The sequence below is a fragment of the Methylobacterium sp. WL1 genome (genome assembly GCF_008000895.1).
Lineage (GTDB): Bacteria > Pseudomonadota > Alphaproteobacteria > Rhizobiales > Beijerinckiaceae > Methylobacterium.
On sequence record NZ_CP042823.1, the window covers coordinates 2791817 to 2817056 of the forward strand.

The 25240-nt window shown below is 67.9% G+C and carries 25 protein-coding genes and 1 pseudogene; 16 read left to right on the top strand and 10 right to left on the bottom strand.

Going from position 1 to position 25240, the window contains the following annotated elements; genetic code table 11:
- The first annotated feature begins 504 nt into the window (after window positions 1–504).
- The 3 genes from FVA80_RS30535 to FVA80_RS13640 all read left to right on the top strand — a co-directional run bounded on the left by FVA80_RS30535 (window position 505) and on the right by FVA80_RS13640 (window position 4268).
- Window positions 505–681, top strand: coding sequence for a hypothetical protein (locus FVA80_RS30535; protein WP_187193675.1), 177 nt, complete (start codon window positions 505–507; stop codon window positions 679–681).
- The gene (locus tag FVA80_RS13635; protein WP_147907710.1) at window positions 681–1655 is read left to right on the top strand and encodes an ATP-binding protein; all 975 of its coding nucleotides are present in this window, start codon (window positions 681–683) and stop codon (window positions 1653–1655) included. The genes FVA80_RS30535 and FVA80_RS13635 overlap by 1 nt, the downstream gene beginning before the upstream one ends.
- 63 nt (window positions 1656–1718) lie before the next feature.
- Window positions 1719–4268, top strand: coding sequence for a S8 family peptidase (locus FVA80_RS13640; RefSeq protein ID WP_147907709.1), 2550 nt, complete (start codon window positions 1719–1721; stop codon window positions 4266–4268).
- Between the two features lie 12 nt (window positions 4269–4280).
- Here FVA80_RS13640 and FVA80_RS13645 read toward each other — a convergent pair whose 3' ends face one another.
- The 3 genes from FVA80_RS13645 to FVA80_RS31265 form a co-directional block, all read right to left on the bottom strand.
- Window positions 4281–6158: a hypothetical protein gene (locus FVA80_RS13645; protein WP_147907708.1), complete on the bottom strand. Its 1878-nt coding sequence runs from the start codon at window positions 6156–6158 to the stop codon at window positions 4281–4283.
- Complete coding sequence (locus FVA80_RS13650) at window positions 6155–7543, bottom strand: hypothetical protein (protein WP_147907707.1); 1389 nt, start codon at window positions 7541–7543, stop codon at window positions 6155–6157. The genes FVA80_RS13645 and FVA80_RS13650 overlap by 4 nt, the downstream gene beginning before the upstream one ends.
- A 376-nt stretch (window positions 7544–7919) precedes the next feature.
- Window positions 7920–8132 (bottom strand): hypothetical protein, encoded by a 213-nt coding sequence (locus FVA80_RS31265; protein ID WP_246692394.1) that lies wholly within the window; start codon window positions 8130–8132, stop codon window positions 7920–7922.
- A gap of 323 nt (window positions 8133–8455) precedes the next feature.
- Between FVA80_RS31265 and FVA80_RS13660 the strand changes: the two genes are divergently transcribed.
- Both FVA80_RS13660 and FVA80_RS13665 read left to right on the top strand, forming a co-directional pair.
- A complete protein-coding gene (locus FVA80_RS13660; RefSeq protein WP_147907705.1) occupies window positions 8456–8713 on the top strand; it encodes a hypothetical protein in 258 nt (85 codons plus the stop codon).
- Entirely contained in the window at window positions 8688–9053 is a 366-nt protein-coding gene (locus FVA80_RS13665) for a hypothetical protein (RefSeq protein WP_147907704.1), read from the top strand. Before FVA80_RS13660 ends, FVA80_RS13665 begins: the two co-directional genes overlap by 26 nt.
- A gap of 59 nt (window positions 9054–9112) precedes the next feature.
- Here the strand turns inward: FVA80_RS13665 and FVA80_RS13670 are convergent, their stop codons facing one another.
- The 3 genes from FVA80_RS13670 to FVA80_RS13675 form a co-directional block, all read right to left on the bottom strand.
- Window positions 9113–9787 carry a PIN domain-containing protein gene (locus FVA80_RS13670; protein WP_187193676.1) on the bottom strand — a complete coding sequence of 225 codons (675 nt, stop codon included), beginning with the start codon at window positions 9785–9787 and terminating at the stop codon, window positions 9113–9115.
- The gene (locus FVA80_RS30540) at window positions 9784–10134 is read right to left on the bottom strand and encodes a hypothetical protein (RefSeq protein ID WP_187193677.1); all 351 of its coding nucleotides are present in this window, start codon (window positions 10132–10134) and stop codon (window positions 9784–9786) included. Before FVA80_RS30540 ends, FVA80_RS13670 begins: the two co-directional genes overlap by 4 nt.
- 172 nt (window positions 10135–10306) lie before the next feature.
- Window positions 10307–13513 carry an AAA domain-containing protein gene (locus FVA80_RS13675; RefSeq protein WP_187193678.1) on the bottom strand — a complete coding sequence of 1069 codons (3207 nt, stop codon included), beginning with the start codon at window positions 13511–13513 and terminating at the stop codon, window positions 10307–10309.
- A gap of 522 nt (window positions 13514–14035) precedes the next feature.
- Between FVA80_RS13675 and FVA80_RS13680 the strand changes: the two genes are divergently transcribed.
- The gene (locus FVA80_RS13680) at window positions 14036–15136 is read left to right on the top strand and encodes a DNA-binding protein (RefSeq protein ID WP_187193679.1); all 1101 of its coding nucleotides are present in this window, start codon (window positions 14036–14038) and stop codon (window positions 15134–15136) included.
- Window positions 15137–15213: 77 nt separating this feature from the next.
- Here FVA80_RS13680 and FVA80_RS31270 read toward each other — a convergent pair.
- The 3 genes and pseudogenes from FVA80_RS31270 to FVA80_RS13695 form a co-directional block, all read right to left on the bottom strand.
- A pseudogene (locus tag FVA80_RS31270) lies at window positions 15214–15617 on the bottom strand (DUF4113 domain-containing protein); the annotation flags it as partial.
- Between the two features lie 26 nt (window positions 15618–15643).
- On the bottom strand, window positions 15644–16984 hold the full coding sequence (locus FVA80_RS13690; RefSeq protein ID WP_147907700.1) for an ATP-binding protein: 1341 nt from the start codon (window positions 16982–16984) through the stop codon (window positions 15644–15646).
- Entirely contained in the window at window positions 16981–17700 is a 720-nt protein-coding gene (locus FVA80_RS13695) for a response regulator (RefSeq protein ID WP_147907699.1), read from the bottom strand. Before FVA80_RS13695 ends, FVA80_RS13690 begins: the two co-directional genes overlap by 4 nt.
- A gap of 190 nt (window positions 17701–17890) precedes the next feature.
- Here FVA80_RS13695 and FVA80_RS13700 point away from each other — a divergent pair, with 190 nt between their 5' ends.
- From FVA80_RS13700 to FVA80_RS13715, 4 genes are all read left to right on the top strand, one after another.
- Window positions 17891–18208 carry a hypothetical protein gene (locus FVA80_RS13700; protein ID WP_246692395.1) on the top strand — a complete coding sequence of 106 codons (318 nt, stop codon included), beginning with the start codon at window positions 17891–17893 and terminating at the stop codon, window positions 18206–18208.
- A 233-nt stretch (window positions 18209–18441) separates the two neighbouring features.
- Window positions 18442–18687 carry a hypothetical protein gene (locus tag FVA80_RS30545; RefSeq protein WP_187193680.1) on the top strand — a complete coding sequence of 82 codons (246 nt, stop codon included), beginning with the start codon at window positions 18442–18444 and terminating at the stop codon, window positions 18685–18687.
- An 86-nt stretch (window positions 18688–18773) separates the two neighbouring features.
- Window positions 18774–19046: a hypothetical protein gene (locus FVA80_RS13710; protein WP_147907697.1), complete on the top strand. Its 273-nt coding sequence runs from the start codon at window positions 18774–18776 to the stop codon at window positions 19044–19046.
- Between the two features lie 608 nt (window positions 19047–19654).
- Window positions 19655–20209: a metallophosphoesterase gene (locus FVA80_RS13715; protein WP_147907696.1), complete on the top strand. Its 555-nt coding sequence runs from the start codon at window positions 19655–19657 to the stop codon at window positions 20207–20209.
- Between the two features lie 28 nt (window positions 20210–20237).
- On the opposite strand, the gene arsH is transcribed toward FVA80_RS13715, so the two are convergent.
- On the bottom strand, window positions 20238–20990 hold the full coding sequence (gene arsH, locus FVA80_RS13720) for an arsenical resistance protein ArsH (protein ID WP_147907695.1): 753 nt from the start codon (window positions 20988–20990) through the stop codon (window positions 20238–20240).
- 47 nt (window positions 20991–21037) lie between these two features.
- Between arsH and FVA80_RS13725 the strand changes: the two genes are divergently transcribed.
- The 6 genes from FVA80_RS13725 to FVA80_RS13750 all read left to right on the top strand — a co-directional run bounded on the left by FVA80_RS13725 (window position 21038) and on the right by FVA80_RS13750 (window position 25214).
- Window positions 21038–21385 carry a metalloregulator ArsR/SmtB family transcription factor gene (locus FVA80_RS13725; protein ID WP_147907694.1) on the top strand — a complete coding sequence of 116 codons (348 nt, stop codon included), beginning with the start codon at window positions 21038–21040 and terminating at the stop codon, window positions 21383–21385.
- On the top strand, window positions 21385–21810 hold the full coding sequence (gene arsC / locus FVA80_RS13730) for an arsenate reductase (glutaredoxin) (RefSeq protein WP_147907693.1): 426 nt from the start codon (window positions 21385–21387) through the stop codon (window positions 21808–21810). Before FVA80_RS13725 ends, arsC begins: the two co-directional genes overlap by 1 nt.
- A 36-nt stretch (window positions 21811–21846) precedes the next feature.
- A complete protein-coding gene (locus FVA80_RS13735; RefSeq protein WP_147907692.1) occupies window positions 21847–23142 on the top strand; it encodes an arsenic transporter in 1296 nt (431 codons plus the stop codon).
- 7 nt (window positions 23143–23149) lie between these two features.
- A complete protein-coding gene (locus tag FVA80_RS13740; RefSeq protein ID WP_147907691.1) occupies window positions 23150–24313 on the top strand; it encodes an MFS transporter in 1164 nt (387 codons plus the stop codon).
- A 186-nt stretch (window positions 24314–24499) separates the two neighbouring features.
- Window positions 24500–24700 (top strand): heavy-metal-associated domain-containing protein, encoded by a 201-nt coding sequence (locus FVA80_RS13745; protein ID WP_056488124.1) that lies wholly within the window; start codon window positions 24500–24502, stop codon window positions 24698–24700.
- An 88-nt stretch (window positions 24701–24788) separates the two neighbouring features.
- Window positions 24789–25214, top strand: a complete 426-nt coding sequence (locus tag FVA80_RS13750; protein WP_147907690.1) for a hypothetical protein — start codon at window positions 24789–24791, stop codon at window positions 25212–25214.
- Window positions 25215–25240: the final 26 nt, after the last annotated feature.

A 25240-nucleotide genomic window follows, 5' to 3' on the forward strand; every position in this document is an offset into this window, starting at 1 on the left:
TCGTCCTCCTCTGGCTAAGCGTCCGATGGATGGCCGAGATCAGTACCCGTCTCGGCCAACGGCAGGAACGTACTATGAACGATTTCGGGTTATCAAGTACCGAAGGGTGAGATTGGTTGCCCCAAAGGCATTTCGGGCGGTGGAAACCGGGGATCCAAGCGGTCCCTGTATCATGCCCGAACAGGTCTCGGGCCGTTGGCGGATGACGTGTGGCATTCGAAAGTCGCAGGTGCCCTGTCCGAGGGGGGCACACTCAACGACGTTCGGGCTGGCTCGCATGGCGGGCCAGATTGACCCAAAGGCAATTTAGGCTATTTAGGCAACATGGTCGGTCGCCCTCCGCGTCGTGTTGCCCAAGAGCTCTGCGAGCGCCTCGAAGGCGCGCGTGCGGATGCAGGGCTGAGCCGTGCCGCCATTGCGCGCGCTCTCGGAACCAGCCCTTCCAACCTTCTTCGGTCCCTGAGGGCGGGGGGCTTTTCGGGGGATCTCTCAAGGCGCGTCGAGATGCTGCTTGAGAACGGGGTTTCCGGCATGCGAGACGTGCCCCCCAAGGCACGGGAGGCGGGCGACGACTCGCTCGACCGCGCGTTGCTTTTATTGCTTGAATTTCGTAAGATGGTTCCGGATCTCGAAAGGGCGCTCGTGGCGGTCCGCCGAGCAGCGAATGCCGAGGATGGCTGATGACGAGCTCCCGAAACGTCCTGGCGATGATCCGAAGCCACGCCGCCGGCGACAGCGTCCATTTCCTGTCCATCGCGGAACACATCGCGGGCGAGGCGGCACGCTCCGGCAAGACGAAGGTCGCCGAGGAGATCACGGCGGCCGTCCAGCGGGCAAAGCTCCAGCCCAGGCCCTCGAACCCGCCGACACCGATCGCCGCCGCACGGGGCGAACTGGCCGGGCTGATGCGGGTCGCCTACCCGGAGGTCCGCCTGTCGGACCTCGTGGTGGGGGACGACCTTCAGCGTCGCCTGCGCCGTCTCGTGCGCGAGCACGATGAAGCCGAGGCCCTGAAGGCGATGGATCTCTCGCCGCGGCGCAAGTTCCTGTTCTCCGGGCCTCCGGGCACGGGGAAGAGCATGACGGCGGCGGCCATCGCCGGAGAGCTCGGCCTGCCGCTGTTCACGGTGATGCTCGACGGCATCATCACGAAGTTCATGGGCGAGACCGCCGCGAAGTTGAGGCTCGTCTTCGACGCGATGCGTGCGACGAGGGGCGTATACCTGTTCGACGAGGTCGACGCCCTGGCCGCACGGCGGGCATCGGAGAATGACATCGGCGAGGCGCGCCGGATGCTCAATTCCTTCCTGATGTTCCTTGAGGAGGACAATTCCGGGAGCGTCGTCATCGCCGCCACGAACCTCAGGTCCCTCCTGGATACGGCGATCTTCCGTCGGTTCGATGCGGCGTTCGTCTACGCAAAACCCTCTACCGACGAGGCGCGGCGGGTCCTGGTCAATCACCTCCAGAGCTTCGATGCCGCCGGCCTCGATTGGACCCGTATCGACGAATGCACGACCGGGTTGAGCCAGGCCGACATCGTCTCCGCCGCGGCCGATGCGGCTCGCGATGCGGTTCTGGACAATTCATCGACGCTGACCACCGATATCGTCTGTCAGGCGCTGGCAGACCGGGCTAGCATCCACGTAGAGTAGTATTTACGTAATCTAGCATGCGGTCGTCGACGGGCGAGCGCCCTTGTCCGACTGTCGGTGCACATGGCCGAGCGTACCCCCTACCGCCATATCCATGTCAGGGGCCTCGGCGTCGCCTCCGAGGCGTTCCGGGGCCCTACGGGAGGTGGGCCTGAAAAGAATGTTCTACCGGTCGACAACAGGGCTGCCCATGCCAACAAGCTGATGGATGGCTTGGAGCATGCCGTTGCATTGATGGACGAGTACCGCTCGGCCCAGAAGAAGTTCGGCTTACCCGCGAACAAGCGTGGAATGCCGGTTACGATAGAGTCCCGACACGAGATCGCCCTGCGCGTCGGACAGGGTCGATCCGGCCAGGGCTTCGCCCTGCTGAACGTGCACAGGGGGCAGTCGGTCGATCCCGAGCGTGGTCCCGAGGCCGATCACGCCACCTTCTTCACCACACCTCAGACGCTCGCGACCTTCAGGCGCGATCTTCAAATCTACGGCGCTTGGGTCCCTTCGGAACGGGACCTGATGAATTCCCACGACGAGGATCAGGAGGCCCCGGGCAGGCCGCGGCGCTTCAAGCTCTTCGAGAGCGCCGCCGGCATCCGTCCGACGACCTTGCTCGATCTCTGGACCGACCGGCTGGACCGCTACCCCAGGACGCGCGGGATTCATGCCTGGGAGGTCTGGACGCGCATTGATTTCCAGGACGCGTTCGAGCGGGCGACCAAGGAATTCGAATTGCGCCAATATGGCAGGCCCTCGGATTTCATCGATACGGTCGTGCGCGGCCTGATCGCCACTCCCGCCCAGATCCATGAGGTCGTACGCGCCACCGGCGCGGTGGTAGGACTTCGGAGCGCTTCGACGTTTGCGTCCGATGACCAGCACTTCCAGCCCGAGGACATGACCGAAACGCTCAAGGGTGTTGCGGCGCGTATCCAGTGGCCTGGCAAGGACGCCCCGGTCGTCGCGGTCCTGGATACCGGCGTCCAGGCCAGGCATCCGTTGCTCAACGGTGCCTTGCCGGCGTCGCACCAGTACACGGCGGAGCCGTTCTGGGGCACGGGGGATCACGACGGGCATGGGACCAACATGGCCGGGGTCGTGCTCTATGGCGATCTTGCGTCGCTCGCGGTGGGCGGGCCGCCCATACGTTTGACGACCCGCCTTGAGTCGGTGATCGTAACGGCCCCCGAGGACGCGCCCCCGGTCCCGGCCCGCGATGCCATTCGCCGCGCCGTCGAGGAGGTGGAGGTGGAGCGGGCCATCCGGGTCTATTGCCTGGCCCAAACCGCCTCGGGCGAGTTGGAGGACGGGTTGCCGACCAGCACGTCGGGCGTACTCGACCAATTGGCCTACGGCGACGGGATCGGGACGCGCCTCTTCTGCGCGGCCGTCGGCAACGTGCCTCACACGAAGGACGAACCGTACCAGGCCGCGTACTACGCCGAACGCAACGCCCAATTCGGAATCCAATCACCCGCCCAGGCACTGAACGCGCTGTCGGTGGGGGCGGTCAGCCTGAAGGACGTGCGCACGCCGAGTAAAACGCCGGTCGCCGATGCGGGCGATCTCGCTCCCACTTCGAGGACGGCGCAAGCCTGGGCGAAGCTGCACGCGAACAAGCCCGACATCGTCATGGAAGGCGGGAACTTCACGGTCGACGCGGATGGCGTCTTCTGCCGACCCTCGCCGACCCACATGGTCCTCACGACGTCCAGGCCTCCGCCGACGAGTACGCTGGCGCTCGCGGGGGAGACGAGCGCCGCGACGGCGGCCTGCGCCGGCCTCGCCGGGCGATTGCTGGCCCGGTACCCGAAGCTCCGGATGGAGACCGTCCGGGCCCTCATGGTCCATGCCGCGGAGTGGACCCCCGCGATGAGGGCGCAGCTGACGGCGGCGAGGAATTCGGGCGTTCCGAAGAGCGAGGCCTACGCCATGCTGATCGGCCGGTTCGGCTGGGGGGTTCCGGACGAGACCCGCCTGTTCGAGAGCGCCCGGAACGCCTTGACCCTGATGGTCGAAGACACGTTGCAGCCCTATCGGCGCGGGGATGGATCGAGCCTGCCCCTGAAGGAAATGAAGTATTTCAAGCTGCCCTGGCCCGAGGATGCCTTGCGCGCCCTCGGGGGGACCCAGGTCGAGATGCGTTGCACGCTCTCGTACTTCATCGAGCCCGATCTCCACGCGGTCGCGCGGGACCAGATGAAGCGGTACCCGTCGCACCGGCTTCGTTTCGACGTCAAGCGGTACGGGGAGGACGACGCGCAGGCGAGGGCGAGGGTGAATACCCTTGCCGACGAGAGCGACCCCGTCGACGACACCAACGACGACGGTTGGGTCCTGGGATCCTTCCATCGGCATAGGGGGGCGCTGCATCACGACATCTGGACCGGTCCGGCCCACCAGCTCGTCGAGCGGGGCGGCATCTCGATCCTGCCGGTGAGGGGATGGTGGGGCGATACGCGGAGGTTCAACCGTGACGGGCGATCCGTGAACTTCTCGCTGGTGGTATCGATCCGGACCCCCGAGTCCGGCGGCGGCGACCTGTTCACCGAGGTCGTCACCAAGATCAAGCCGGCCAACCTCGTGGAGACGCCGGCCGCGGTCATCGTTACCTGACGAAGGCGCTGCTCACGACATCCGGGCCATGACGTCGCCATGGCAGAGGTAGGCGAAAGGTGTCGCCGACGCATTGCGATAGCACACGCGGGCGTCGAGCATCGTCTCCCCGAGCGTCCGCCCCTTCAGCAATCCGGCCATGTGATCGTGGACCACGGATGACGCGTGCTCGTCCTGGACGGCCCAGATGGGAGCGAGAATTCCCCCGAAACCCCTCATCGCGAGGCTTGCCGGCCAACCGCCGACGACGCCGAGGGTATGATTGGCGAAGCCGACCGAGCATGCGTTCAGCATGACGAAGGTCCCGTCCTCCATCCCGAGGTTGACGCCGCCGTGGACCTCCCTGTGCGACATCCATCCGTCGCTCATCCGAAGGCCCTGCTTCGTACCGTCCGACCCCGCTCCCGGAGGGTTGGCATGCCCGGCGAAGTGCATCATCGATACGGGCTGGCCCGGCGTGGCCTCGCTGAGGAAGTCCCTGAGGCCGTCGCAGGTTGCCAGTCCGCTGACCGCGCCGAATTCCGAGATGAGCCGCTCGCCTTCCGCGATGGCGGCCGGCAAGGCGCTGTCCGGAGGATACCTGGGGACGAAACTGACGATCCGCCCCCTCTCGAAGCCATTGCGCATACCCCCCTCGTTGCCGCCGAACCAGCGCGCGATGGGATGCGTCATGAAAAGGTGGTCCGCGTCCGGGAAACCCGCTTCCGCATCGGGATGCATCATCTCCCAGGGGACGTGGGGTTCGTTCGTCACGATCTGGATTGAAAATCGCGGTCCGTGCTTCTCGCGCAGCTCGGCATAGAGTTCCTTGAAGCAGGGCGGGGTGGCCTTCCAGATCGTTTCGCCGATGCCTCTCAGGACGCTGATGTGCGCCCGACCGGGGCGGAGGTCCGGACAGGTTTGAAGGAGCTCCCGCGCGAAGTCGGCCGGATCGCCCTTCAGGTTGATTTTCCCGGCCAACAGCATGGTTCTGAACGGAACCGGTCCGCGCTCTGGACTCAGGCTCCATGTCAGGTCTCTTGAGTCCGAATCCTCGATGATCTTGATGGTGAGGATGGGACTGCGGACGTCGCGCACGAGTTCCACGCCGCGTACGGCCGCCGGCGCCGCAACCTCCGCCTCCGGCGTCCCGGTCGCCGTTCCCTTCTCGATCCGTATCCGCCGGACGGCGGAACCGGCATGCCGACCCTCCTGATCGAAGGTGACCGTGAGTTTGTAGGCTTTCCCCACGTCGGCATCGGGCCTGATGGTGCCACGGAAGACCGCGGGGCGGGACGTCCCGTCGGACAGGATCGTAACGACGCCCTCGTTGCCGGAGGGCGTGTCGAAGACGATCCAGTCACAGAACGCCTCGACGGCCACCTGCATCTCGGTCCATCCGGCCGGCAGGTCCTTGACCTCGACGACGCCCCCCTCGGTCACCCCGTCGGGCGTCGCGGCCAGATCGACCTCGAATTGGTATGCCTCGCCCGGTCGCGCGTCCCCGTTCGGGGTTACCGTGGGGAAGCGCCTGAGGGATGCCGCCGACTCGGCCGGAAGCACCGCTGCGGTCTCGATCCAGGGTACGTTGGCCGACTTGAACGGCGCGGTGACCTCCAGGTCGTTGCGCAGGCTTTCGGAGACGCCGCGAAACAGGGCGGCGATGCTGGTCTTCACCTTCTCGCTCGTGACCCTACCGCTCAGGGTGATCGCTTTTTCAGCGAGCGACACGTCCAATAGGAAGATCTCGCGCGCGAGGGTGTAGATCGAGGAGCGTATCCTCGACCAGGGCTCGTCCTCCACCGGCGGTCCGTCGGCGTCGATGAGCCCGAAGGCGAGATATCGGCCCTCGTGCCTGACGCCGCCCTTGCGCCATGCCCAGTTCCATTCCCCGAAGCTGTCGGTCGTCATGCCCCTTCACCGGGACCGAGGACGAGGAAGATGTCTTCGACCGCTTCCAGGCCCTTTCCGGTGACCGATGCGCGGTACAACCCGGGCGAGAGCGCCAGCTCGACGCGGTAGGTATCGTCTCGCGGTCGGAGAACGAAGCCTTCCGGCTCGGCCGGTGCGTCGAGCCGTTGCACCGTGCCGCTCAGGAACTGGGTGTACTCGGACGCCGTCGCTTCCAGCAGGACGGGCTCATCGGCCGGATAGGCGTCTTGCAGGGACAGGCCGATCCGTCCGCCGCCGGCATGTCCGGAGCGGAACCTATCGAGGTCGATGCCGATCCCGGTCATCACGCCCCTGAGGTGGTCGAGGGCCGCCGGCACGCTCTGCAGGGCGGAGTGGGACGTGGCGAAATAGGCCGCGGATGCCCCATTGTCGCCGATGGGGATGGCGGAGATCCTGGGTACCGTTCCGTCCCCCCCTAGATCCTCCCCTTCGTAAGCCTGCATGGGGATCAGGACCTCATCCTTGAGGGTCGCCGATTGCTTCGTAGGCTGGTTGGTCCCCACGACCGGACGGATGCTCATCCCCGCTGCCGCATAGGCCGGGATGCCGCCGTTCGACTTCGGCGCTCCCTGCATCTCGTCGTGGAACGCCTTCGCCTTGAGGACGCGGGCGGCATCGAGATGGGGAAGGGCGATCTCCGAGATGCGGGCGAGTTCGGTGCCGCCGTGCTCGACGAACGGATAGACAGGCAGGAGCTGGTAGGCCGAGTCGAAGGACCGAAGGGCGTCCGTGCCGTCGAAGGCCGATACGGGACCGACCTTCCAGGTGAACCCGTTGCAGAGGAAGTCGACCGCGTTGCCCGCGCCGCGATACGGCGTGCCGAAGCTGACCATGGTGCGGACGATCTTCCAGCCCTCCAGGCACTCCATGAAGTACCGGCCGACGAGCCCGCCCATCGAATGCGAGACGAGCACGATCTTCGCGTTCTCGTTCCCGCTGCTCGCCTTCCATTTCGCGAGCCACTGAGGGGCGACCCTTGCCAGCTTCCGCGCGGAGACGCGGTTGTCCCGACGCCAGTCGTAGGGGAACTCGAAATAGTTTTCGCCGCGGGTCAGTCCGAGGCGAGAGACGAGGTCGACGCCGAGGCGGGAGTACCCGCCCTGCTTCCAGAGACGCGGGATGATCTCCGGGTTCGGAACCAGCCCCGCCGCGACGATGCCGTCGCCGAGATCCTCGTCGCCGTTGTCCTCGCCGGTCAGTCTCAGGCGTTCGAGGTTCTGGCCGACCACGGTTCCCCAGAGCGCGCCAGGCGAGGTGCCCCAGAGGGGCTTGCCATCCTTGGTCAGGACGGAACCGATCAACCCGGGCAGCACCACGACGACATCACCGAAACCGTCTGCCATCCAGGCCTCCCCATGCTCGTGTCACCGCCGGTACGGGTACCGTGGGTCGTGTCGGTTTCTTGGTTTCCCCCGGTCTCCGGACGCCGATCCGGCGACATGATCGCCGGGTCGGAGGAAGCCGCTTCGGAGCAGGATCGGTGACGAGGCCGGATTATAGAACGTAAGCCGAACAAAACCAGCTGACGACGTTACGTATGCGGCGTTCCGTTTCGAGCTTAGCCGTGGATTCGGAAAGGCACCATGGGGCTCCCTACCGATCCGGGAGGGGCTGACGACCCCTGGGAATTGGAATGCACGCGACGTGCAGGTGGGACCATCGGACTTCCGGCACGCCCTGCCTCTCGTGCTCCGCGACAGGACGATGCGCGGTATGGGGTTACTCGGCCGGCTCGCGGATCTCCGAGGCGGGCGGCCAGTTCCGGGCGAGGCGCCCGAACACGCCGGCATCGGCCCAGGCCGAGCGGGAGCCGACGACGTAGAGGTTTTCCTGGGCGCGGGTCGCCGCGACGTTGAGGATGTTCGGCGGTCCCCCCGCCCACCCGCGCGCGCCGCGCTGGGTCGGCATCGGCGCACCGAGGACGAGGATCACGCTGTCGGCCTCGCGACCCTGGACGGTATGGACCGTGCCGACGCGCTCGCGCGTCCAGCGATAGTGCCGATCCCGCCTGTGAAGCCCTCGTGAGGGGCTGGCTCTCGTTGCGATGATGATTGCCGGGACACCGTCGGCATTGGCTCGACGGCATCGGAACCTCCGGCTGGGCTGCCCTGGTCATATGAACCAAGGCGTCTCCGTGCCTTTCTCCCAGAGCCGCTGAGTGCCCTTTCAACATTCAGCCTAGCACCGTCAGATTGATCGCCCGACGATTCAATGGCGGGCGCGAGCGCGGTGCATCCGCGGCGTTGGCGAGGGTGATGGGCGTGCCCGTGAAGACGGCCCGGGCGTGGATGACCGACGAGACCGATGCGGTGAACCATCGGCGCTTGTCACGGACGGCCAATCGGCTTGTGGGCCTGCTCGCCCTGCTCGAAGCGTCCGGGTTGATGACGGAGGTGTTTCTCGCGTCCCTCGAATCCTTCGAGGGTTTGCTGGAAGGCCCGCCACGGCGTTTGAGGACGCTGATGGCATCGTTGGAGGGGGATGGTGATGGCGGTGAAGCTGAAGCTGACTAGGAGAAGCCGGCCGGTTCGGTGCTGGATCGCGGTCGACGTGCGGGGCAAGGGGCGCATCCGTCGTCGACGCCATCGCTGCGTGGCCGCCCGGTCCGGGGTGACGCAGTTCCGTGGCTGGGGGGCGACCGGGGGAATGAAGGATCCCATCCTGACCGCGGGCGGGCGCATGGTCTTCATGCCCGATGCCCAGACCATGGACGAATTCATCGAGTTCATGGAGGAGGTCGAGCCGGACGGCGAGATCCGCATCTTCCGAACGAAGGCCGGCATCGATGCCTATCGTCTTCGGCTGTATCGGCGGGGTCGTTTGCGCGAGACCCTCCACCACGTGTTCGCCTGATTTCCGGCGATTACGCCGGACCGGGCATCGGCAAGGTCCGTTGCCGGTTCGGGACCGCCTCAAGGCTTGGGGTCACCGGATGGGTCGACCTCTTCCGTGGGTGTATCCTGTCGCGGGCGTACTGGCCTGCCGCGCCTCATGAGGATGTTCCGGGGCGGCCTGGGTCTGTTACCTGTCCGGAGCCAGTCCGCCATCTCCTCAGGTTGGACGATCCAAAGGTCCGGGCCTGCGGTTCTCCTGACGTGGACCCGCCCACGCCGTACGATGCCATCGGAGTAGTGCACGAAATCCTTGAAGTTGCTCGTGACCAGGGCATCGGCCTGTCCGGCGAGCGCAGTGTCCAGGACCCGGCCATCCTCGGGGTCATATGGTTTGTGGCTGAACCTCGGATCGTAAGGGTTGCAACCGGGCGCAATCGCCTCGCGCGTCGGCTGCACGCCTCCCCCCAGAACCATTCGGGGATGTTCCGCAGCGGGTCCGAGGAGCGCGAAATTCGTGATGGTCTCGATGTTGTCCGCCGCGACATCGCCCTCGATCCCCTTGCGAAGATAGACGGAATGCAGTCGTGACAGCATCGTGTGCGAGATGATGAGTTGGATAGGCCCGACGCCCGCCTCACCATTCAATACGGCTTGGACGATCCGTTGGGGTGCAGTGCCGCGACGCCCGCCTTTGTCAGCGAAGAATTGCTTGATCCAGACGTTGAGATCGACGCAAAGGCGGAATGCTGTCACGGCGCGGTCACGCCCAACCAGTCTTGCGTAGCGGCCTCGATTGCCTCGTCGCTGTCGTCCGCCGGCAAGGATGGGCCGACCTGTTGCGCCATGGCACGCTGGCTGATCGCGAACTTGGCCTTGAGGAGCAAGCGGACGAACTCGCCTTCGACCCAGCGGCGCTCCTCGGAGGTACCGTTCTGCTCAAGGGTGCGCAAAGCCGAACGGGCCATTTCCGGCAACCCGACATAGAAACTGGTCGCTTGCCCCACTAAGCTGGCCGCGGTCCTGGCTTCGGCAGCAGCTACGTCGCCGAGCCTGGCAGCGACGGACTCATCCACGTAACCCGAGACTGACCTACCCGCCATGACCGCACTCCTATAGAAACCATAGGATCTATAGCATGGCCTGCGTCTCGCACAAAGCGAGGGTCCGCTCACGCTCAGGGAGGGCGTCAAGGTGTCCCGTCGGTCGGCCGGCGGACTTTTGGCCCGTATCGCCCTGCCAACGCACTACAGCCAACCCCGCAGGGCTTGTGGCTCACCCAACCGGTTCGCGCCTTGCCGCGACGGGCCAGGCCCGGGCGAGGCGCCCGAACACGCCGGCATCGGCCCAGGCCGAGCGGGAGCCGACGACGTAGAGGTTTTCCTGGGCGCGGGTCGCCGCGACGTTGAGGATGTTCGGCGGCCCCCCAGCCCATCCGCGCGCGCCGCGCTGGGTCGGCATCGGCGCCCCGAGGACGAGGATCACGCTGTCCGCCTCGCGCCCCTGGACGGTGTGGACCGTGCCGACGCGCTCGCGCGTCCAGCGATAGGCGTCCGTCGTCCAGCGGGACAGCACGCCGGCCGCCATGATGCGTTCGCGCAGGCGCTGGGCCACGATCAGGAACGGGCTGATCACGTATAGATCGACGTTGGGTACTTCGGCGGCCGACAGGCGACGCAGCATGTCGATGACGGCGGCGCCCTCGGCGTCCGACCACTTGTCCTCGGTCCGCCCGCCAGTGACGTCGACCCAGTGCGATCCCCCCAGGACGTCCCGAATGTCGGACGTCCGGCGCGGCGTCGCATGGACCATCAGGCCTTGGTAGGCGACCTCGTTCGAGAGGGTGAACATCGGCTCGGCGCAGCGCCGGTGGACGAGGAGCGGGAAGCCGACCTTCTGGGAACCGACGGTCTGGCGGAACTCTGCGACGTAGGTGGCGGAGGCGTCGGCCACGGCCTGGACCGAGGCCTTCGGGGCGTTCCACCGGTCGGGATCGATTCCGAAATCGGCGCAGATGGTCTCGGAGAGCTCGGTCGGCAGCGACGTCACCGGTTCGATCTGCAGCGGGTCGCCCACGACGACGGCGCGTCGGGTCCGCGTAATCGCCCCGATGGCGGCCTGGGGCACGGCCTGCCCCGCCTCGTCGACGAGGAGCCAGCCCAGCGTCTCGGGCGGCAGGTAGCCGAGCATGCGGGTGACCGAGGCGAAGGTGGTCGACACCACCGGGACCGCGAGGAACAGGGTGGCCCAGAGGTCGGGCATGTGCGGCGTGGTCTTGGGCTGCCAGGCGTTCCGGCCGATGAGCGCCTTGAACAGGTTCTCCAGGTTGCTCCGGATGGGCTCCGCGGCCGCATCGATGAAGGCCTTGTGAAGCGCGAGGGCGAGTTGGAAGACGCGGTCGCGCTGGCGGTGGGCGGCCATGTCCAGCCATGGCGCCGCCTTCTGGACGGTGTCCCGATCCCTGGCGAAGAACGCCGCGTCGACGGTGCCGATGCCGCATCGTGTTCGCATGAGCTTCACGCCGGCCTCGGCGGTATCACGGGCGGCGGTCGCGGCCCGGAGGGCCTGCCGGGCCGAGGCCTTGAAAGCCTCCGCCTCGCGCAGCCGGTGCAGGGTACGATCCGCCTCGCCGAACGTCCGGCGCTTTTCGGCGTCGGCCCGGTCGAGGGCTTGGGAGAGTTGCGCGTCGCTCGTCGTCCAGTCCTTGGCGGAGGTCGTCCGGAAGACGCGCGCGAACAGGCCGGGCCGACGCGGGGCATGGCCCGCCCGGGCCTGGTGGGCGCGGTCTCGGGCCTGCGATGCGACGGCGGCCGCATCCGTCGCCTCGCGGTGTTCCCGTTCGCCCGTGGCGGCCCCCGCGTCCGTCGCGGCGACCGCCCGACGCGCCTCGTCGACCGCGTCGCGCAATCGGGGAAGGGTGCCGACGACCTTCCGGGCGGCCTCGATCTCGGCAAGGAAGTCGCGGACCCGCGTGACCTCCTCCCTGAAGGCCGTGCGGGCCTCGCGCCAGCGCTTGAGCGCGTCCGTGCGATTGCGCGGCGGGTTTTCGCGCTCGACCACGACGGGGCGCCGCCTGCGCTTGCGGGTGGAGTCCGCGGGATCGGGCTCCTCGATCCATTGCGGACTTCCGGCAGCCTCGGCGAGGTAGGCGCGCAGTCCCTTGTCCGGATCGATCCACATCGTCTCCCGGAAGGTGAACCGGTTCGAGGCGTTCCCGAGCACGGCGGCGATCAGGCCCCAGGCCTCGACGTCGCCGGAGACGTTGTCCGCGACCGTCTTGAAGTAGCGCAGGCCGGTGGCGTCGTCGGCGATGGCCTTGAGGGCCGGCAGTTCGCGGCTGACGTTCTCGACGGCCTTGTTGTTCGAGGAGGCGACCAGCATCTCGAAGCCGCGCAGGCGGGGGTCGACCTTATGGACCGGAACGGTCGCGGTGCCGATCCTCGGCCGGTACCCGGATGCGGGAAACGCCTTCTCGGGATCGTCGAAGGCGCACATCGCCTCGGCACGCCGAACGACGAGCGAGGCCACCATGTCCCGAAGGAGCGTGGTCTTGCCGGTGCCGGGCGGCCCGTTGACGGGAAACAGGTCGACGCCTTCCAGGTCGGACATCGCGAGGTTCACGGCGCCCTGCTGGAGCAGGACGAGGGGATGGCGTCCGGCCGCGGGCCATCGGCCGACCGGGAACCGCGCCGGCGCCACCGCGGCGGCGATGACGGTGTCGTCGGCCAGGACGTCCTTGCGGGCCTTCGGCTTGTCGATGCCGAGGTATCGGCGGAGGTTCGCCGTGGTCCTGCCTTCGACGACCTGGCGGCGGGCGCTCGCCAGGTCTTCCAGGTAGAAGCTGCCGAGGAGGGGGGCGTCGGGCGGGTCCTGCGCCATCCAGTAGTGGTAGACCCGCATCGCAAAGGCGGGCGGCTCGATCAGGCTCGAATGTAGGCCCATCTCCGAGACCAGCCAATCGAACGCGGCCCGGATCGCACGCCCGTCGAGGGGAACGGGTTTTCCGTCGTCGCCGACGCGGCGGATGCGGCGGTCGAGGCCTTCGTTCAGGCGCGTCTCGGCCTCCGGCCATCGCCCGAGCCCGACGAGGTCCCGGCGAAGGGCGAGGGGCAGGCCCCATGCGAAGCTGGAGATGGCCGTCGCCTCGCCCTCCGCCACCGGCACGCCGGTCTTGTCGAGGGTCACGGTCGCGATGGCCGCGAGGCCGGCGGCACCGCGACGGTCCTGGTTCTTGTCGACGAAGACCGACAGCAGGGCGTTCGTGGCCTCGTCCATGCGGATCGCGCCGAGGACGACCTGATAGAACAGCTGCTTCTGGGGCTTCGCCTTTTCGCCCGGTGGTTGCCAGGGCATGGATTGGGTGATGTCGGCGATGCGTCGCTGGTCCCCGTCCGCCATATCGGCCGGTTTCCGGTAGGTCATCGGCGAAAGCACCTCCAGGGCCGTCCAGGCCGAGAGGATGTCCTCGGGACGGTCGCGCACGGGCGGAGGGGTCGGTCGCGGACCCGGTTTCGTCCAGGGCGGCGGTTCGCTGTCGGGACGCGACGTCGAGGCCGCCGGTTCGTCCCCGGGCGGTGGCGATGGACGTGCACGTGCTGAGCTCGACCCCGCCGCGGTTTCCTCGCCGGCGCCACGTCGCCTCTGCGGGCCCGGCTCGCGGTCCGGGTTCGCGAGGGCCTTCCCGACCTTTGCGCGGAGCCTTTCGGCGCTGGGCGTCGTGCGATGACCCAGTTCCGCCATGAGCGCATCGAGGATGTCCCGGTCATCCTTCGCGGCTTCGAACACGCGTTCGAGGTCGGTCACGCGCAACGGCTGATAGGGTCTCATCTTTTTTCCGACTTGGAATCGTACGCGGCATTTTCCGGGTCGGCTCCTCCGGTGTCCAGCGAATGCTTCCCTCGTTCTCCGTGGACATGATCCTCGATGGCTCCGGCATGTCGTCGAGGTGACCGCTTCTTCACGTCTCGGCCCCATGCTGCCACGAACTTTGTCGGGGCGCGGGTCATGGTCAGTCGGGTCGAGGTCTTCGAGGTCGCGGACAGGTTACGGGCCCTTCGGGGCAGGGATGCCGTTCGGGTCTCGGTGCGGCGGGTGCGGGAGGAGTTGCTGGGGAAGGGTTCGTTCAGCGACGTCGGTCCCGAGCTGGCGGTCTGGAAATCCACCCGGAACTACCAGCCCGTGATCGAGCTGATGGCCTTGCCGGATGCCCTGCAGACGCGCCTCGGTAACTTCGGCAAGGCGCTCCTCGACGAGGTCCAGGCGTACGAGAGCCGCGTCCGGGATGTCGAGCGCGCGAACTTCGAGGTGGAGCGAACCGCCATCCGGGAGGGTTTGGACGAGGCCGCGATGCTGGTCGACGTGCTGGAGGCGCGGGTGGAGGCGCTGACCGCCGAGGTCGAGCGGCTGCGCAAGGGCGGCGCCACGGAGGCGATCGGAAGGTCGGCCGAGGACGAGGCCGAGCTCTTGCGCCGTCGCAAGGTCTGGGAGAGCGGCGCGGCCCTGCGTGCGTCGATGTTGAAGAAGAGGGACGAGAAGGTCGTTCCGGCCGCCCAGGAGGCGTTCTGGCACTCCGTCGAGACCGAGGTTTTCGCGTTGCTGAACAGTCGCGGCCCGATGCCCGCGGGCGACTTGCTGTACGCCCTGCCGGACAGCCTGTTGAACCGCGGCGCGGACGTGGAGATGCCCCTGTCCGTGGGCTGGCTCCGGTACCGCCTGCGGACGATGATCGAGGCGGGCAAGCCAATTGCGGAGAAAAACGGGCGCTTCATGCCCGCCGAGGAGAGCGCGGACGAGGCGCCCGCGGCCCCTCCTGCCGTGGACGAGATTCGGTCGCCGCCGCCTTCTCTCGGGGATTCCGTGATGTGGGAAGTGAGGCGGGTCCTGCTGGAGCGCGGGCCGATGAAGCCGGCGGAGATCCGGAAGTGCCTGCCGACCCGGGTGCACGAGGCCGCTGCGAAGCATTGGAAGGGCGGCCTGGCGCGGTTGGCCAAGGACATGTCCGAGCGGGCCGGCCGAGGGTACTACTTCAAGAGCCTGGGTGATGGTCGTTACGCCGCCATCGAGGGCGACGCCGCGGGATCGAGCGACTCCGACCGTAGCGCCTAGCGGGTAGCGACATCCGCTACCCGTTACGTTTTTGCGGACCTTCGGCCTGAGGGAAGACGCGTTCTTCCCCGGGCGGCTCAGGCGGCGGCAACCACCGGGAGTTCGTCGATCCGGGTGGTGTACCGAGGCGACCGCATCTCGAACTTGGTCGACCATTCCCGCTTGGGTGCGAACCCGGCGGCGCCCGGGACGACGGCCCCGCGCCCGAAGCGGTGGTTGCAGGCGTCGAGCGCCTCCATGAGGGCGGCCCCATCTCGCGGTCGAGTTGGCCAAGGCCGGGCATCGCCCGCTGGAATGTAGCCAGCGACATGTGGTCGGTGGTGACCACCCCGACCTTGGAATAGCAGTACCCGTCCCGTCAGGTCTTCCGGACGCCGTGAGTGGCGGCCTTCACCAGGGCGAGGGCGTCGCCGGTCGCCTCGGGCAGAGTGACGACGGTCGAGACCGAGCGCTGGGGACGGTCGCGGTCATGCTCGGAGGTTTGCCGCCAGCCTCGGTCATTTGGTCCTAGGCCGGCAGGGTCATCTCCGCCCTCAGGCCACCGCCGGGCCGGTTGGCGAGCGCCACGTCGCCGCCATGGGCGCGGACCGCCGACCGAGCGATGGCGAGGCCGAGACCCGTTCCGCCCGTGTCGGCGTTACGGGAGCCCTCCAGTCGCGCGAAGGGCGCGAACATCTCCTCGATCCTGTCGGGCGGAATTCCCGGGCCGTCGTCGTCGACGAGGATGCGGATGTGGTCGTCGTTCCGTTCCAGCGTGATCCGCGCCCTGTCGCCGTAGCGAACGGCGTTCTCGACGAGGTTGTTGAGGGCCCGACGCAGCGCTACCGGCCGGCCATGGAACGGAAGGTCGGCAGGCGACGCGACGGTTACGTCCCGCCCTAGCACCACGTGGTCGTCCACGAGCGCTCGGACCATCTCGGCGAGTTCCAGCGGGCCGCTGTCCTGGGCCAGCGCATCGTCCCGGGCGAACGCCAGGGTCGCGTCGACCATCCGCCCCATGTCTGAGATCGTGCGTACCATCGCGTCCCTCAGTTCGCCGTCCTCGACCATCTCGGCCCGGAGCCAGAGCGAGGCGATGGGGGTGCGCAGGTCGTGGCTGATGGCGGCCAGCATCCGGGTGCGGTCGGCGACGAAGGCCCGCGAGCGCTCGTGCATCCGGTTGAACGCCGCCGTCATGGTCCGCAACTCGCTTGGGCCGCGCTCCGGCAGCGGCTCGACGGCGGCACCGCGACCGGCCATCTCGGCGGCCCTGGCGAGATCTGCCACCGGGGCGACGATCCCGCGCCTTGCGACGGCGACGACGGCGAGCACCGCGACCACGCTCGCCAGGACCTGAATGAGCGCGATGCGCATCCATGGCGGTGTCCGGAGTGCGAGCGGGGCCTCGGCGTTGAGCCAGCGCCTGTCGTCGAGCCGGACGGAGACCCGCAGGGCCTGGGTCCTGTCGGACAGCCGGCCCCGGGGGGCGGCCTCTCCGACATCCCTCCCGACCAGGGCGATCCGCGCCTGGCTGGCGTCATCTTTCATGCGACGGTCGATCCGCCGCGCAAGGCGCGCCTCGTCCATCCCCATCGCGCCCTCGGGCACGAGGCTACCGGCATCGATGGTGAAGTGGTGGCGGGGGGAGCCATAGGCCGCGACCACGCTCGGGACGGTGTCGGGCGGGACGGTGTCGAGCAGGCGCACCAGCGTGGCGATGCGGTCGACAACCTGGGTCCTGGCCGCCGCGCGGCCGACACGAGAGGACTCGTGCGCAAACATCGCGAAGGCCGCGGCCTGGGCGCAGACGACTGCGAGAACGAGGAGGAGCGCCAGCCGTCCGCCGAGCGAGCGCGGAACCAGCCTCAAGATACCGTCCTCACCTCGGCGGCGAGGACGTAGCCACCGCCCCAGACGGTCTTGAGGAGCCCCGGGTTGGCAGGGTCGCGCTCCAGTTTACGCCGGAGGCGGCTGACCTGGTTGTCGATGCTGCGGTCGAAGGCATCGGCGGTGCGACCGCTGGTCAGGTCGAGAAGCTGGTCGCGGGAGAGCACCACCCTGGGATGGCGGGTCAGCGCCGAGAGCAGGCGAAACTCCGCCGTGCTGAGCGCCACCTGGGTTCCGGCATCATCGATGAGCTCGCGACGGTCGGTGTCCAGCGTCCAGCGGTCGAACGCCAGCTTGCGTCCGTCCGCTTCGTCCCGGGTCCGGGGGAGCGCACGCGTGCGCCTCAGCAGGTTCTTGATGCGGGCCAGGAGCTCCCGCGGCTCGAACGGCTTCGTGACGTAGTCATCGGCCCCGATCTCCAGTCCGACGATCCGGTCGGTCCCCTCCGCCAGGGCGGTGAGGAGGATGACGGGCGTGTCGTAGGCTTCCCGGATGTGACGACAGAGCGAAAGCCCGTCCTCGCCCGGCATCATCACGTCGAGGAGGACCAAGTCGATGACGCTGCCCGCCAGGACGACACGGGCCGTCGCCGCGTCGGCTGCGACACTGACCCGGAGCTCGTGCCGCTTGAGGTAGGTCGCGAGCGGATCTCGGATGTCGCGATGGTCGTCCACCACCAGGATGTGTGCGTCTTCCATGTCCCAAGCCTTTCGTCCCGGACCCTAACGCGCCGAAGCGTTCGTCTCCCGGAGGCTTTTGTCGCGAAATGTATCGGGACGTTCGAGCCGACGACGGTTCGCGACGAAAAAGCAGGTTCCCGGCAAACGCCTGCGACAAGCGGGGGGCAAGATCCCGGCACTCGCAACCACGCATCGGGAGAACACGACGATGACGAAGGAAACGGTGGGCGCACCGAGCCTGTTCAAGCGACTGCTTCCGGCGGCCCTGTTGGTGGCTGGTCTCGCGGCCCCGCTGGCGACCGCAGGCACGGCGGAGGCCCGGGGCGGCTGCGGCCTAGGGGGGCATCGCGGGCCCTACGGCTTCTGCCGGCCCAACCTTGGTCCACGGGTATTCTACCGGCCCTACGGCTATCGGCCGGCCTTCTACGGCCCGCGGCGCTTTGGCTGGGGTGGTCCGCGTTGGCACCGCTGGGGCGGCGGCTACGGTCGCGTTGGCTGGCACGGCGGGTGGCATCGCCGGTGGTGACCGGCGCAAGCCATCCGAAGCATAGGGGGGCGTGCCGTTCGATACGCTCCCACCGATCCATCAACGAGAGAGGTGCGCCCATGGCGAAGAGTGTCGTCTGTCTGGCCTTGGTCACGTTCATTTCGGTGACCGGCGCATCCGCTCGGGCACAGACGACGGCCCCTCCGCCAACGGGTGACCGGGTGGCCACCGGTGTCGATCTCGCGACATTCCTCACGCGGAACCGCAATCGGATGATGCGGGCCGATGCCGACCACGACGGTCGCATCAGCCGGGCGGAGTGGGCGTCCTGGTGGGAGGCCCATCCCGGCAAGGGGCCCTACGATCCGGCCGGACGCTTCCGGGCCGTCGACGCGGATGCCGACGGCTTCCTCACGGCGGAAGAGATCGATGCCGTGTCCGCAAAGCGGTTCGCGAGGCTCGATGCCGACCATGACGGACGGGTGACCCGGGCAGAGCGGCCGTGCCGCGCCAAGTGACCGGACCCCTTGGGATGCCGGTCCCGAAACGTCTTTCCCCCCGTGGCTCGGCAAGAAGCCGTGTCCGCTTACATCAAGGGCTCAACATGAAGTTCACCGGTTTCATTCTGGCCGCGGCCACATCCCTGCTCATCGTCGGCCAAGCCCAGGCGCTGCCCATGGCCAGTCCCGGGCTGGGCATCGACGCCCCCATTGTCCAGGTTCGTGGCGGGTGCGGGTTCGGCGCCCATCGTGGCGGGTTCGGAGGGTGCCGCCTGAACCGCGGTCCGCGCGGCGCGATCCGGCGGGCCGTCACCGGCGCACCGCGCGGCTGCCCACCCGGGCTGTATCGCGGCCCCGCCGGACGCTGCCGCCGCTGAGGCGGCGCTTCATCGGTCAGGTCACTGGGCTTCGAGCGCCCGGTTGAGCGAAGGCGAACCCGCGCGGTCGACGATCCGCGTGGCTTCTAAAGGAGGCACCGGGACCTACGAGAAGGTCACCACGAAGGCCGCCTGAAGGTGGCGATGCCGGGTGGCTTAGGCATCCCCGGCATCCGCCCGGCCCCGACCGTCATAGATGGCGGCCCGTGGACCGACGCAAGGACGACGGCGATGCCAAGTCTGAGGCGGAACCGGTCGGCCGCGCGCGGTTCTCGTCCCCGGTGGCGTCGACAATCTCGACTCCGAGGGAAGCTGGACGCGGGATGCGCTTCCCGTCACCTGCGTCCCGAATCAACGATTCCTTAACCATCATGGGCCGCGCCTCGTAGGGTCGCCTGCAGGATGGCTGTGATCGTGCGGAAAGCGGCAAGGGACGGGCTTTGCCGGTGGATCCCGTTCGCCCGCCGCTTGCGGCGGGGACGGAGGCGATGCGATCGACACGTCACACAAGGAGTGCGCGACCGATGAAAGCCAGGGACCACAATCCGATCCCCTGACCCAGGAGCGCCGCGCATAGCGAGAAGGCCTCCGTCATTTCGGAGGCCCAAATGCCCAGAACCCTCTTCTGCGCCGACACCCATTTCGGGCACAAGGGCATGCTCAGTCCACGCATGCCTCGGCCGCGCCCCTTCGAGACCGTGGAGGCCCATGACGAAGCCCTGGTCGCCGCCTGGAACAAGGCCGTCCGACCGGACGACATCGTCTGGCACCTCGGGGACTTCGCCTACAAGTGCGGCCTGGATTACGCCGCATCCATCAAGGCGCGCCTACACGGCCGCATCCACCTAATTCGGGGCAACCACGACCGCGATCTCGGTGAGCGCCTTGAATGGGCCGGCTCCATCGTTGACGTCCAAAGGATCTACGTCCAGGACCCGGGGATGCCCGAACGCGTCGCCCTTTGGGCCAGCCACTATGCGCACGTGACGTGGCCTAATGCCTGGCACGGCGACCTTCACGTCTACGGCCATTCCCACGGCGGCATCCCGGCCACCCGGACGAGCCTCGACGTCGGCGTCGATTGCTGGGATTGGCGGCCGGTCACGCTGGGGGAGATCATGGAAAGGATGGCGGCGTCCCCTGCCATCGCCTCGTCATGCTGACGATGCGTCGGTGCCCGCTCCTGTCGGGTCACGATGGTCGCTTCACGAACCCGATGTCGGCGGCCACGGCCTTCAGGCGCTCGGGCTCGCGCTCCTTCCTCTCGGAGTACCGGTCGACGAGATGGTCGGCGCGCTCCCGCGTCAGGAGCGTGAACCGGAACAGTTCCTCGCAGACGTCGACGACACGGTCGTAGAGCGGCCCGGGTTTCATCCGGCCGGCGTCGTCGAACTCCTTGTAGGCCATCGGGACCGAGGACTGGTTGGGGATGGTGATCATCCGCATCCAGCGCCCGAGCACGCGCAGGCCGTTGACCGCGTTGAACGACTGCGAACCGCCCGAGACCTGCATCACGGCCAGGGTCCGCCCCTGCGTCGGGCGCACCGAGCCTTCCGACAGGGGGAGCCAGTCGATCTGGCTCTTCACCACGCCGGTCATGGCGCCGTGGCGCTCGGGGCTGACCCAGACGTGGCCCTCCGACCAGATCGAGAGGGTTCGAAGTTCCTGGACCTTCGGATGATCGGCGGTGCTGTCGTCGGGCAGCGGCAGGCCGTGCGCGTCGTAGATCCGCACGTCGCCGCCCATCGCCTCCAGCAGGCGCGCGGCCTCGTAGGCGAGGAAGCGGCTGAACGAGCGCTCCCGGAGGGAGCCGTACAGGATCAGGAAGCGCGGGGCGTGGGTGAACGGTGTCTGCACCTGCAGGGCGTCGGTCGTCGGGACCACGAAGTGCCCCTCGCTCAGGTTCGGCAGGCCATCGGCGAAGGGCTGTCGGGGCTTGTCCAAGGCGTCTCGTTCCTCTACGTTTCAACGATGGTTGAGATATTGACATCATGATGGACGAACGGCAAGCCGTGGCTGCCTTCGCGGCCCTCGGCCAGGAGCATCGCCTGCGCATCGTGCGCCAGCTCGTCACCGCCGGACCGGAGGGCATGGCGGCCGGCATGCTGGCCGAGGCGGTCGGAGTTTCGGGCACCAACCTGTCGTTCCACCTGAAGGAGCTCAGCCATTCGGGGCTGGTCACCTCCCGGCGGGAGGGGCGCTCGATCATCTACAGCGCCGCGTATCCCGAGCTGTCCGAGCTCATCCAGTTCCTGATGCGCGATTGCTGCCAGGGCCGCCCCGAGGTCTGCGCCCCGGCCGTCGCCGCCCTATCCGCCTGCTGCGAGGAAACCGCCTGATGGACGTCGTGATCTACCACAACCCGGATTGCGGCACGTCCCGCAATACCCTGGCCCTCATCCGCAATGCCGGCATCGAGCCGCACGTGGTCGAGTACCTCAAGACGCCGCCGAACCGTATCCTGATCCGCCAGCTCGCAGAGCGCGCCGGCATCACGGTACGTGACCTCCTGCGGGAGAAGGGGACGCCCTACGCCGAGCTCGGGCTCTCGGACCCGAGCCTGACGGACGACCAGCTTCTGGACGCCATCTCCGAGCACCCGATCCTAATGAACCGCCCCCTGGTGGTGAGCCCCAGGGGCGTCGCCCTTTGCCGACCTTCCGAGGCCGTCCTCGACCTCCTGCCGGCCCAGCAAGGCGAGTTCGTCAAGGAGGACGGTGAGCGGGTCGTCGACGAGCACGGCCGGCGCGTCGCCACCGCCTGATCGCACCCACGCAATCAAAAACAAGAAACGGTCCCGATGCTTGCGCTCGCCATCTTCGTGGTCACCCTCGTCTTCGTCATCTGGCAGCCGAAAGGTTTTGGGATCGGATGGAGCGCCCTGATCGGGGCCGGGGTGGCGCTGGCCACAGGGGTCATCCATCCCGGGGACATCCCGGTGGTCTGGCACATCGTCTGGGACGCCACCTTCACCTTCGTGGCGCTGATCATCATCTCGCTTTTGCTCGACGAGGCGGGCTTCTTCCACTGGGCGGCGTTGCATATCGCCCGCTGGGGTGGGGGTCGGGGACGGCTGCTGTTCCCGCTGGTAATCCTGCTGGGGGCGGCCATCGCGGCGGTGTTCGCCAACGACGGCGCGGCCCTGCTGCTCACCCCTATCGTCCTCGCGATCCTGCTCCGGCTGAACTTCAAGCCTGCGGCCGCGCTGGCGTTCATCGTCGCCTGCGGGTTCGTCGCGGACTCGACCAGCTTGCCGCTGGTGATCTCGAACCTCGTCAACATCGTCTCGGCGAACTTCTTCGACATCTCCTTCAGCCGCTACGCCGCCGTGATGGTACCGGTGAACCTGGTCTCGCTCGCGGCGACCCTGGTGGTGCTGTGGCTGTTCTACCGGCGCGACCTGCCGGCCACTTACCCGGTGGCCGAGCTCGAAGCGCCGCGGCACGCGATCAAGGACCGGCTCGTCTTCAAGGCGGCCTTTCCACTCCTGGCCCTGCTGCTGGTGGCCTACTTCGTGACCGCGCCGTTCGCCGTGCCGGTATCGGCGGTCACCTGCGCCGGCGCCGTGGTGCTGCTGGTGCTTGCGAACAGGAGCCGCGTCATCCCGATCCGCAAGGTGCTCGCCGGTGCCCCCTGGCAGATCGTGCTGTTCAGCCTCGGCATGTACCTCGTCGTCTACGGGCTGAAGAACGCCGGCCTGACCGACTACCTGGCGCAAGGCCTCGTCTGGCTTTCGGGCCACGGACCGTTCGTGGCCACCATCGGTACGGGGGTCGCCGCAGCCATCCTGTCCTCGGTCATGAACAACATGCCGAGCGTGCTGGTGGGGGCGCTCTCGATCCAGCAGGCCCCGGACCTGTCGCCCCTGATGCGCGAGCTCATGGTCTACGCCAACGTCATCGGCTGCGACCTCGGACCGAAGTTCACGCCCATCGGGAGTCTGGCGACCCTGCTCTGGCTCCACGTCCTCGATACCAAGGGCCAGCGCATCACCTGGGGTCAGTACATGCGGGTCGGCCTCGTGATCACCCCGCCGGTGTTGCTCGTCACCCTGGCGGCCCTGGCACTGTGGCTGCCCCTGCTCGGGGCTCGGTAGCGCGGCGATGCCCCCGACGCGTCGATGGCCCGTGATCTCGGCCCTGGGCGTCATCCAGATCCTGACCTGGGGCTCCTCGTTCTACCTGCTGTCGGTGCTGGCCGCGCCGATGTCGAAGGATACGGGATGGCCCCTCGGCTGGGTCATCGGAGGGCTGTCGGCCAGCCTCCTCGTCGCGGGCCTCGTCTCGCCGCGGGTGGGAGCCTTCATCGGGGAGCATGGCGGGCGGCCGGTGCTGGCCTTCGCCGCCATCGCCCTGGCGCTGGGCCTCACGGGCCTCGCCCTGGCCCCGAACCTCACGGCTTATCTGGCGGCCTGGCTTCTCGTCGGCCTCGGCATGGGCACCGGGTTGTACGATCCCGCGTTCGCCACGCTCGGACGCCTCTACGGCGCCGAGGCAAGGTCCGCCATCACGACCCTGACCCTGTGGGGCGGTTTCGCCAGCACGGTGTGCTGGCCGCTCTCGGCCTTCCTCGTCGAACGGGTCGGCTGGCGCGGGACCTGCCTCGCCTATGCCGGGTTGCATCTTTCGGTCACGCTGCCGCTCGTCCTGCTCGCTATCCCCCGCCCGCCCGCACACCCGGTCACGCGACCCGCAGGCCCGAGCCCCGTCATTCGTCTCCATGGTCGGGAACACCGTGCCTTCCTCCTCATGACGGGGGTGCTGACCCTCGGGGGCACGGTGATGGCCATGGTGTCGGTGCACCTCATCACCCTGCTGCAGGCCCGTGGCGTCGCGCTGGCCTCGGCCGTCGCTTACGGCGCCCTGATCGGACCGTCGCAGGTGGGGGCGCGCATCGTCGAGATGGCCGGGAAGGGCCGGCATCACCCACTCTGGACCCTGACCGCCGCTATGATCCTGGTGGTCCTTGGGGTCACGATGCTGGCGGCCGGCCTACCCTTGGTCGGGCTGGCGCTGGTCCTCTACGGGGCCGGCAACGGGATCTACTCGATTGCACGGGGTACGGTGCCCCTGGCCCTGTTCGGTCCGGAACGCTACGCCGCGCTCGTCGGCCGGTTGGCGCGTCCGGGCCTGGTGGCGCAGGCGCTCGCGCCATCCCTCGGGGCCGTCGTGCTGACACATGGCGGAGCCGATGCGACCTATACCGTCCTGACCGTTCTTGCCCTGGGCAACGTAGTGCTCGCCCTGTTGCTGTGGCGCGTACGCTAAGCGCCGGCCCGTTCCCCGATTTACCTGGGTTCACGGAATTGGATGCCCGCCAGATGCCGCCGCTCGCGCCGTCGGGGGCATCGTTCAAGCATTCGGGCAAGCGTGAGAGGACATCGGCCGGCGACCCTTGACCTTACCACTATGGGAAGCCCCATCTCGGCGTGACGTTATCGAAGGAAGAGCGTCATGTTCCGTTACAAGGTCGACAAAATGGGATGCGGCGGATGCGCCAAGTCCGTGACCCGCGCGGTGCTTGGCATCGAGCCTGGAGCCCGGGTGGATGTGGACCTCGGTGCCAAGCTCGTGACCGTGTCCGATGCCGCCGGCCCGGCCGACCGGATCGCCGGAGCCATCGTTGCGGCCGGCTTCCCGGCGGTGCTCGCCTGACGGGTGCTTGCAACCAACCTGGTCCTGCGTCGTTCGAGGAATTCGGAACGGGCTTTCGCCCGACCGTAGAATTTGGCATCCTGCATCGGTGACCCTTTGGCTTGCCCTTAGGCGACTGTTGCCGCTGCTGGCGGTTCTCAGCCTCGCCCTGACGCCGGTGACCGCTCCCGCGGCCACTGTGGGCATGCACGCGTCCATCGCTCACGAGGCCGCGGCCTCGATGCCGGTCGTTCACCACGGCATGGTCATGGATCATGCCGAAATGGGTGCGATGGACATGGCCGAGATGGCCATGGACGACATGCCCTGCTGCCCGAAGGAAACGGCGAAGAAGCCCGACTGCACCAAGGGCTGCCCGCTGATGGCCCTGTGCTTCGCAAGCGCCGCGTCCCTGCTGCCGGGGACGGTCGCCGTCCCGGCTCCCGTCGCGTCCCGTGCGACACTGTCCTGGCCCGCCTCGGCGTCCTTCGCGAGCGTGCATGGGACGCCGCTACCCGAGCCCCCCCGAGCCTGAACCGATGACGCCGGCGCCGCATGCGC

What these genes read in the sequence shown, in the direction of transcription:
- FVA80_RS30535 (WP_187193675.1), top strand. Translation starts at nt 505, where the DNA reads ATGCTGCTTGAGAACGGGGTTTCCGGCATGCGAGACGTGCCCCCCAAG.
- FVA80_RS30545 (WP_187193680.1), top strand. Translation starts at nt 18,442, where the DNA reads ATGATGCGGGCCGATGCCGACCACGACGGTCGCATCAGCCGGGCGGAG.
- FVA80_RS13740 (WP_147907691.1), top strand. Translation starts at nt 23,150, where the DNA reads ATGCCCCCGACGCGTCGATGGCCCGTGATCTCGGCCCTGGGCGTCATC.
- FVA80_RS13710 (WP_147907697.1), top strand. Translation starts at nt 18,774, where the DNA reads ATGAAGTTCACCGGTTTCATTCTGGCCGCGGCCACATCCCTGCTCATC.
- FVA80_RS13695 (WP_147907699.1), bottom strand. Translation starts at nt 17,700, where the DNA reads ATGGAAGACGCACACATCCTGGTGGTGGACGACCATCGCGACATCCGA.
- FVA80_RS30540 (WP_187193677.1), bottom strand. Translation starts at nt 10,134, where the DNA reads ATGGCGGGTAGGTCAGTCTCGGGTTACGTGGATGAGTCCGTCGCTGCC.
- FVA80_RS13700 (WP_246692395.1), top strand. Translation starts at nt 17,891, where the DNA reads ATGACGAAGGAAACGGTGGGCGCACCGAGCCTGTTCAAGCGACTGCTT.
- FVA80_RS13665 (WP_147907704.1), top strand. Translation starts at nt 8,688, where the DNA reads ATGGCGGTGAAGCTGAAGCTGACTAGGAGAAGCCGGCCGGTTCGGTGC.
- FVA80_RS13635 (WP_147907710.1), top strand. Translation starts at nt 681, where the DNA reads ATGACGAGCTCCCGAAACGTCCTGGCGATGATCCGAAGCCACGCCGCC.
- FVA80_RS13735 (WP_147907692.1), top strand. Translation starts at nt 21,847, where the DNA reads ATGCTTGCGCTCGCCATCTTCGTGGTCACCCTCGTCTTCGTCATCTGG.
- FVA80_RS13650 (WP_147907707.1), bottom strand. Translation starts at nt 7,543, where the DNA reads ATGGCAGACGGTTTCGGTGATGTCGTCGTGGTGCTGCCCGGGTTGATC.
- FVA80_RS13645 (WP_147907708.1), bottom strand. Translation starts at nt 6,158, where the DNA reads ATGACGACCGACAGCTTCGGGGAATGGAACTGGGCATGGCGCAAGGGC.
- FVA80_RS13640 (WP_147907709.1), top strand. Translation starts at nt 1,719, where the DNA reads ATGGCCGAGCGTACCCCCTACCGCCATATCCATGTCAGGGGCCTCGGC.
- FVA80_RS13725 (WP_147907694.1), top strand. Translation starts at nt 21,038, where the DNA reads ATGATGGACGAACGGCAAGCCGTGGCTGCCTTCGCGGCCCTCGGCCAG.
- FVA80_RS13745 (WP_056488124.1), top strand. Translation starts at nt 24,500, where the DNA reads ATGTTCCGTTACAAGGTCGACAAAATGGGATGCGGCGGATGCGCCAAG.
- FVA80_RS13680 (WP_187193679.1), top strand. Translation starts at nt 14,036, where the DNA reads ATGGTCAGTCGGGTCGAGGTCTTCGAGGTCGCGGACAGGTTACGGGCC.
- FVA80_RS13715 (WP_147907696.1), top strand. Translation starts at nt 19,655, where the DNA reads ATGCCCAGAACCCTCTTCTGCGCCGACACCCATTTCGGGCACAAGGGC.
- arsC (WP_147907693.1), top strand. Translation starts at nt 21,385, where the DNA reads ATGGACGTCGTGATCTACCACAACCCGGATTGCGGCACGTCCCGCAAT.
- FVA80_RS13660 (WP_147907705.1), top strand. Translation starts at nt 8,456, where the DNA reads ATGGGCGTGCCCGTGAAGACGGCCCGGGCGTGGATGACCGACGAGACC.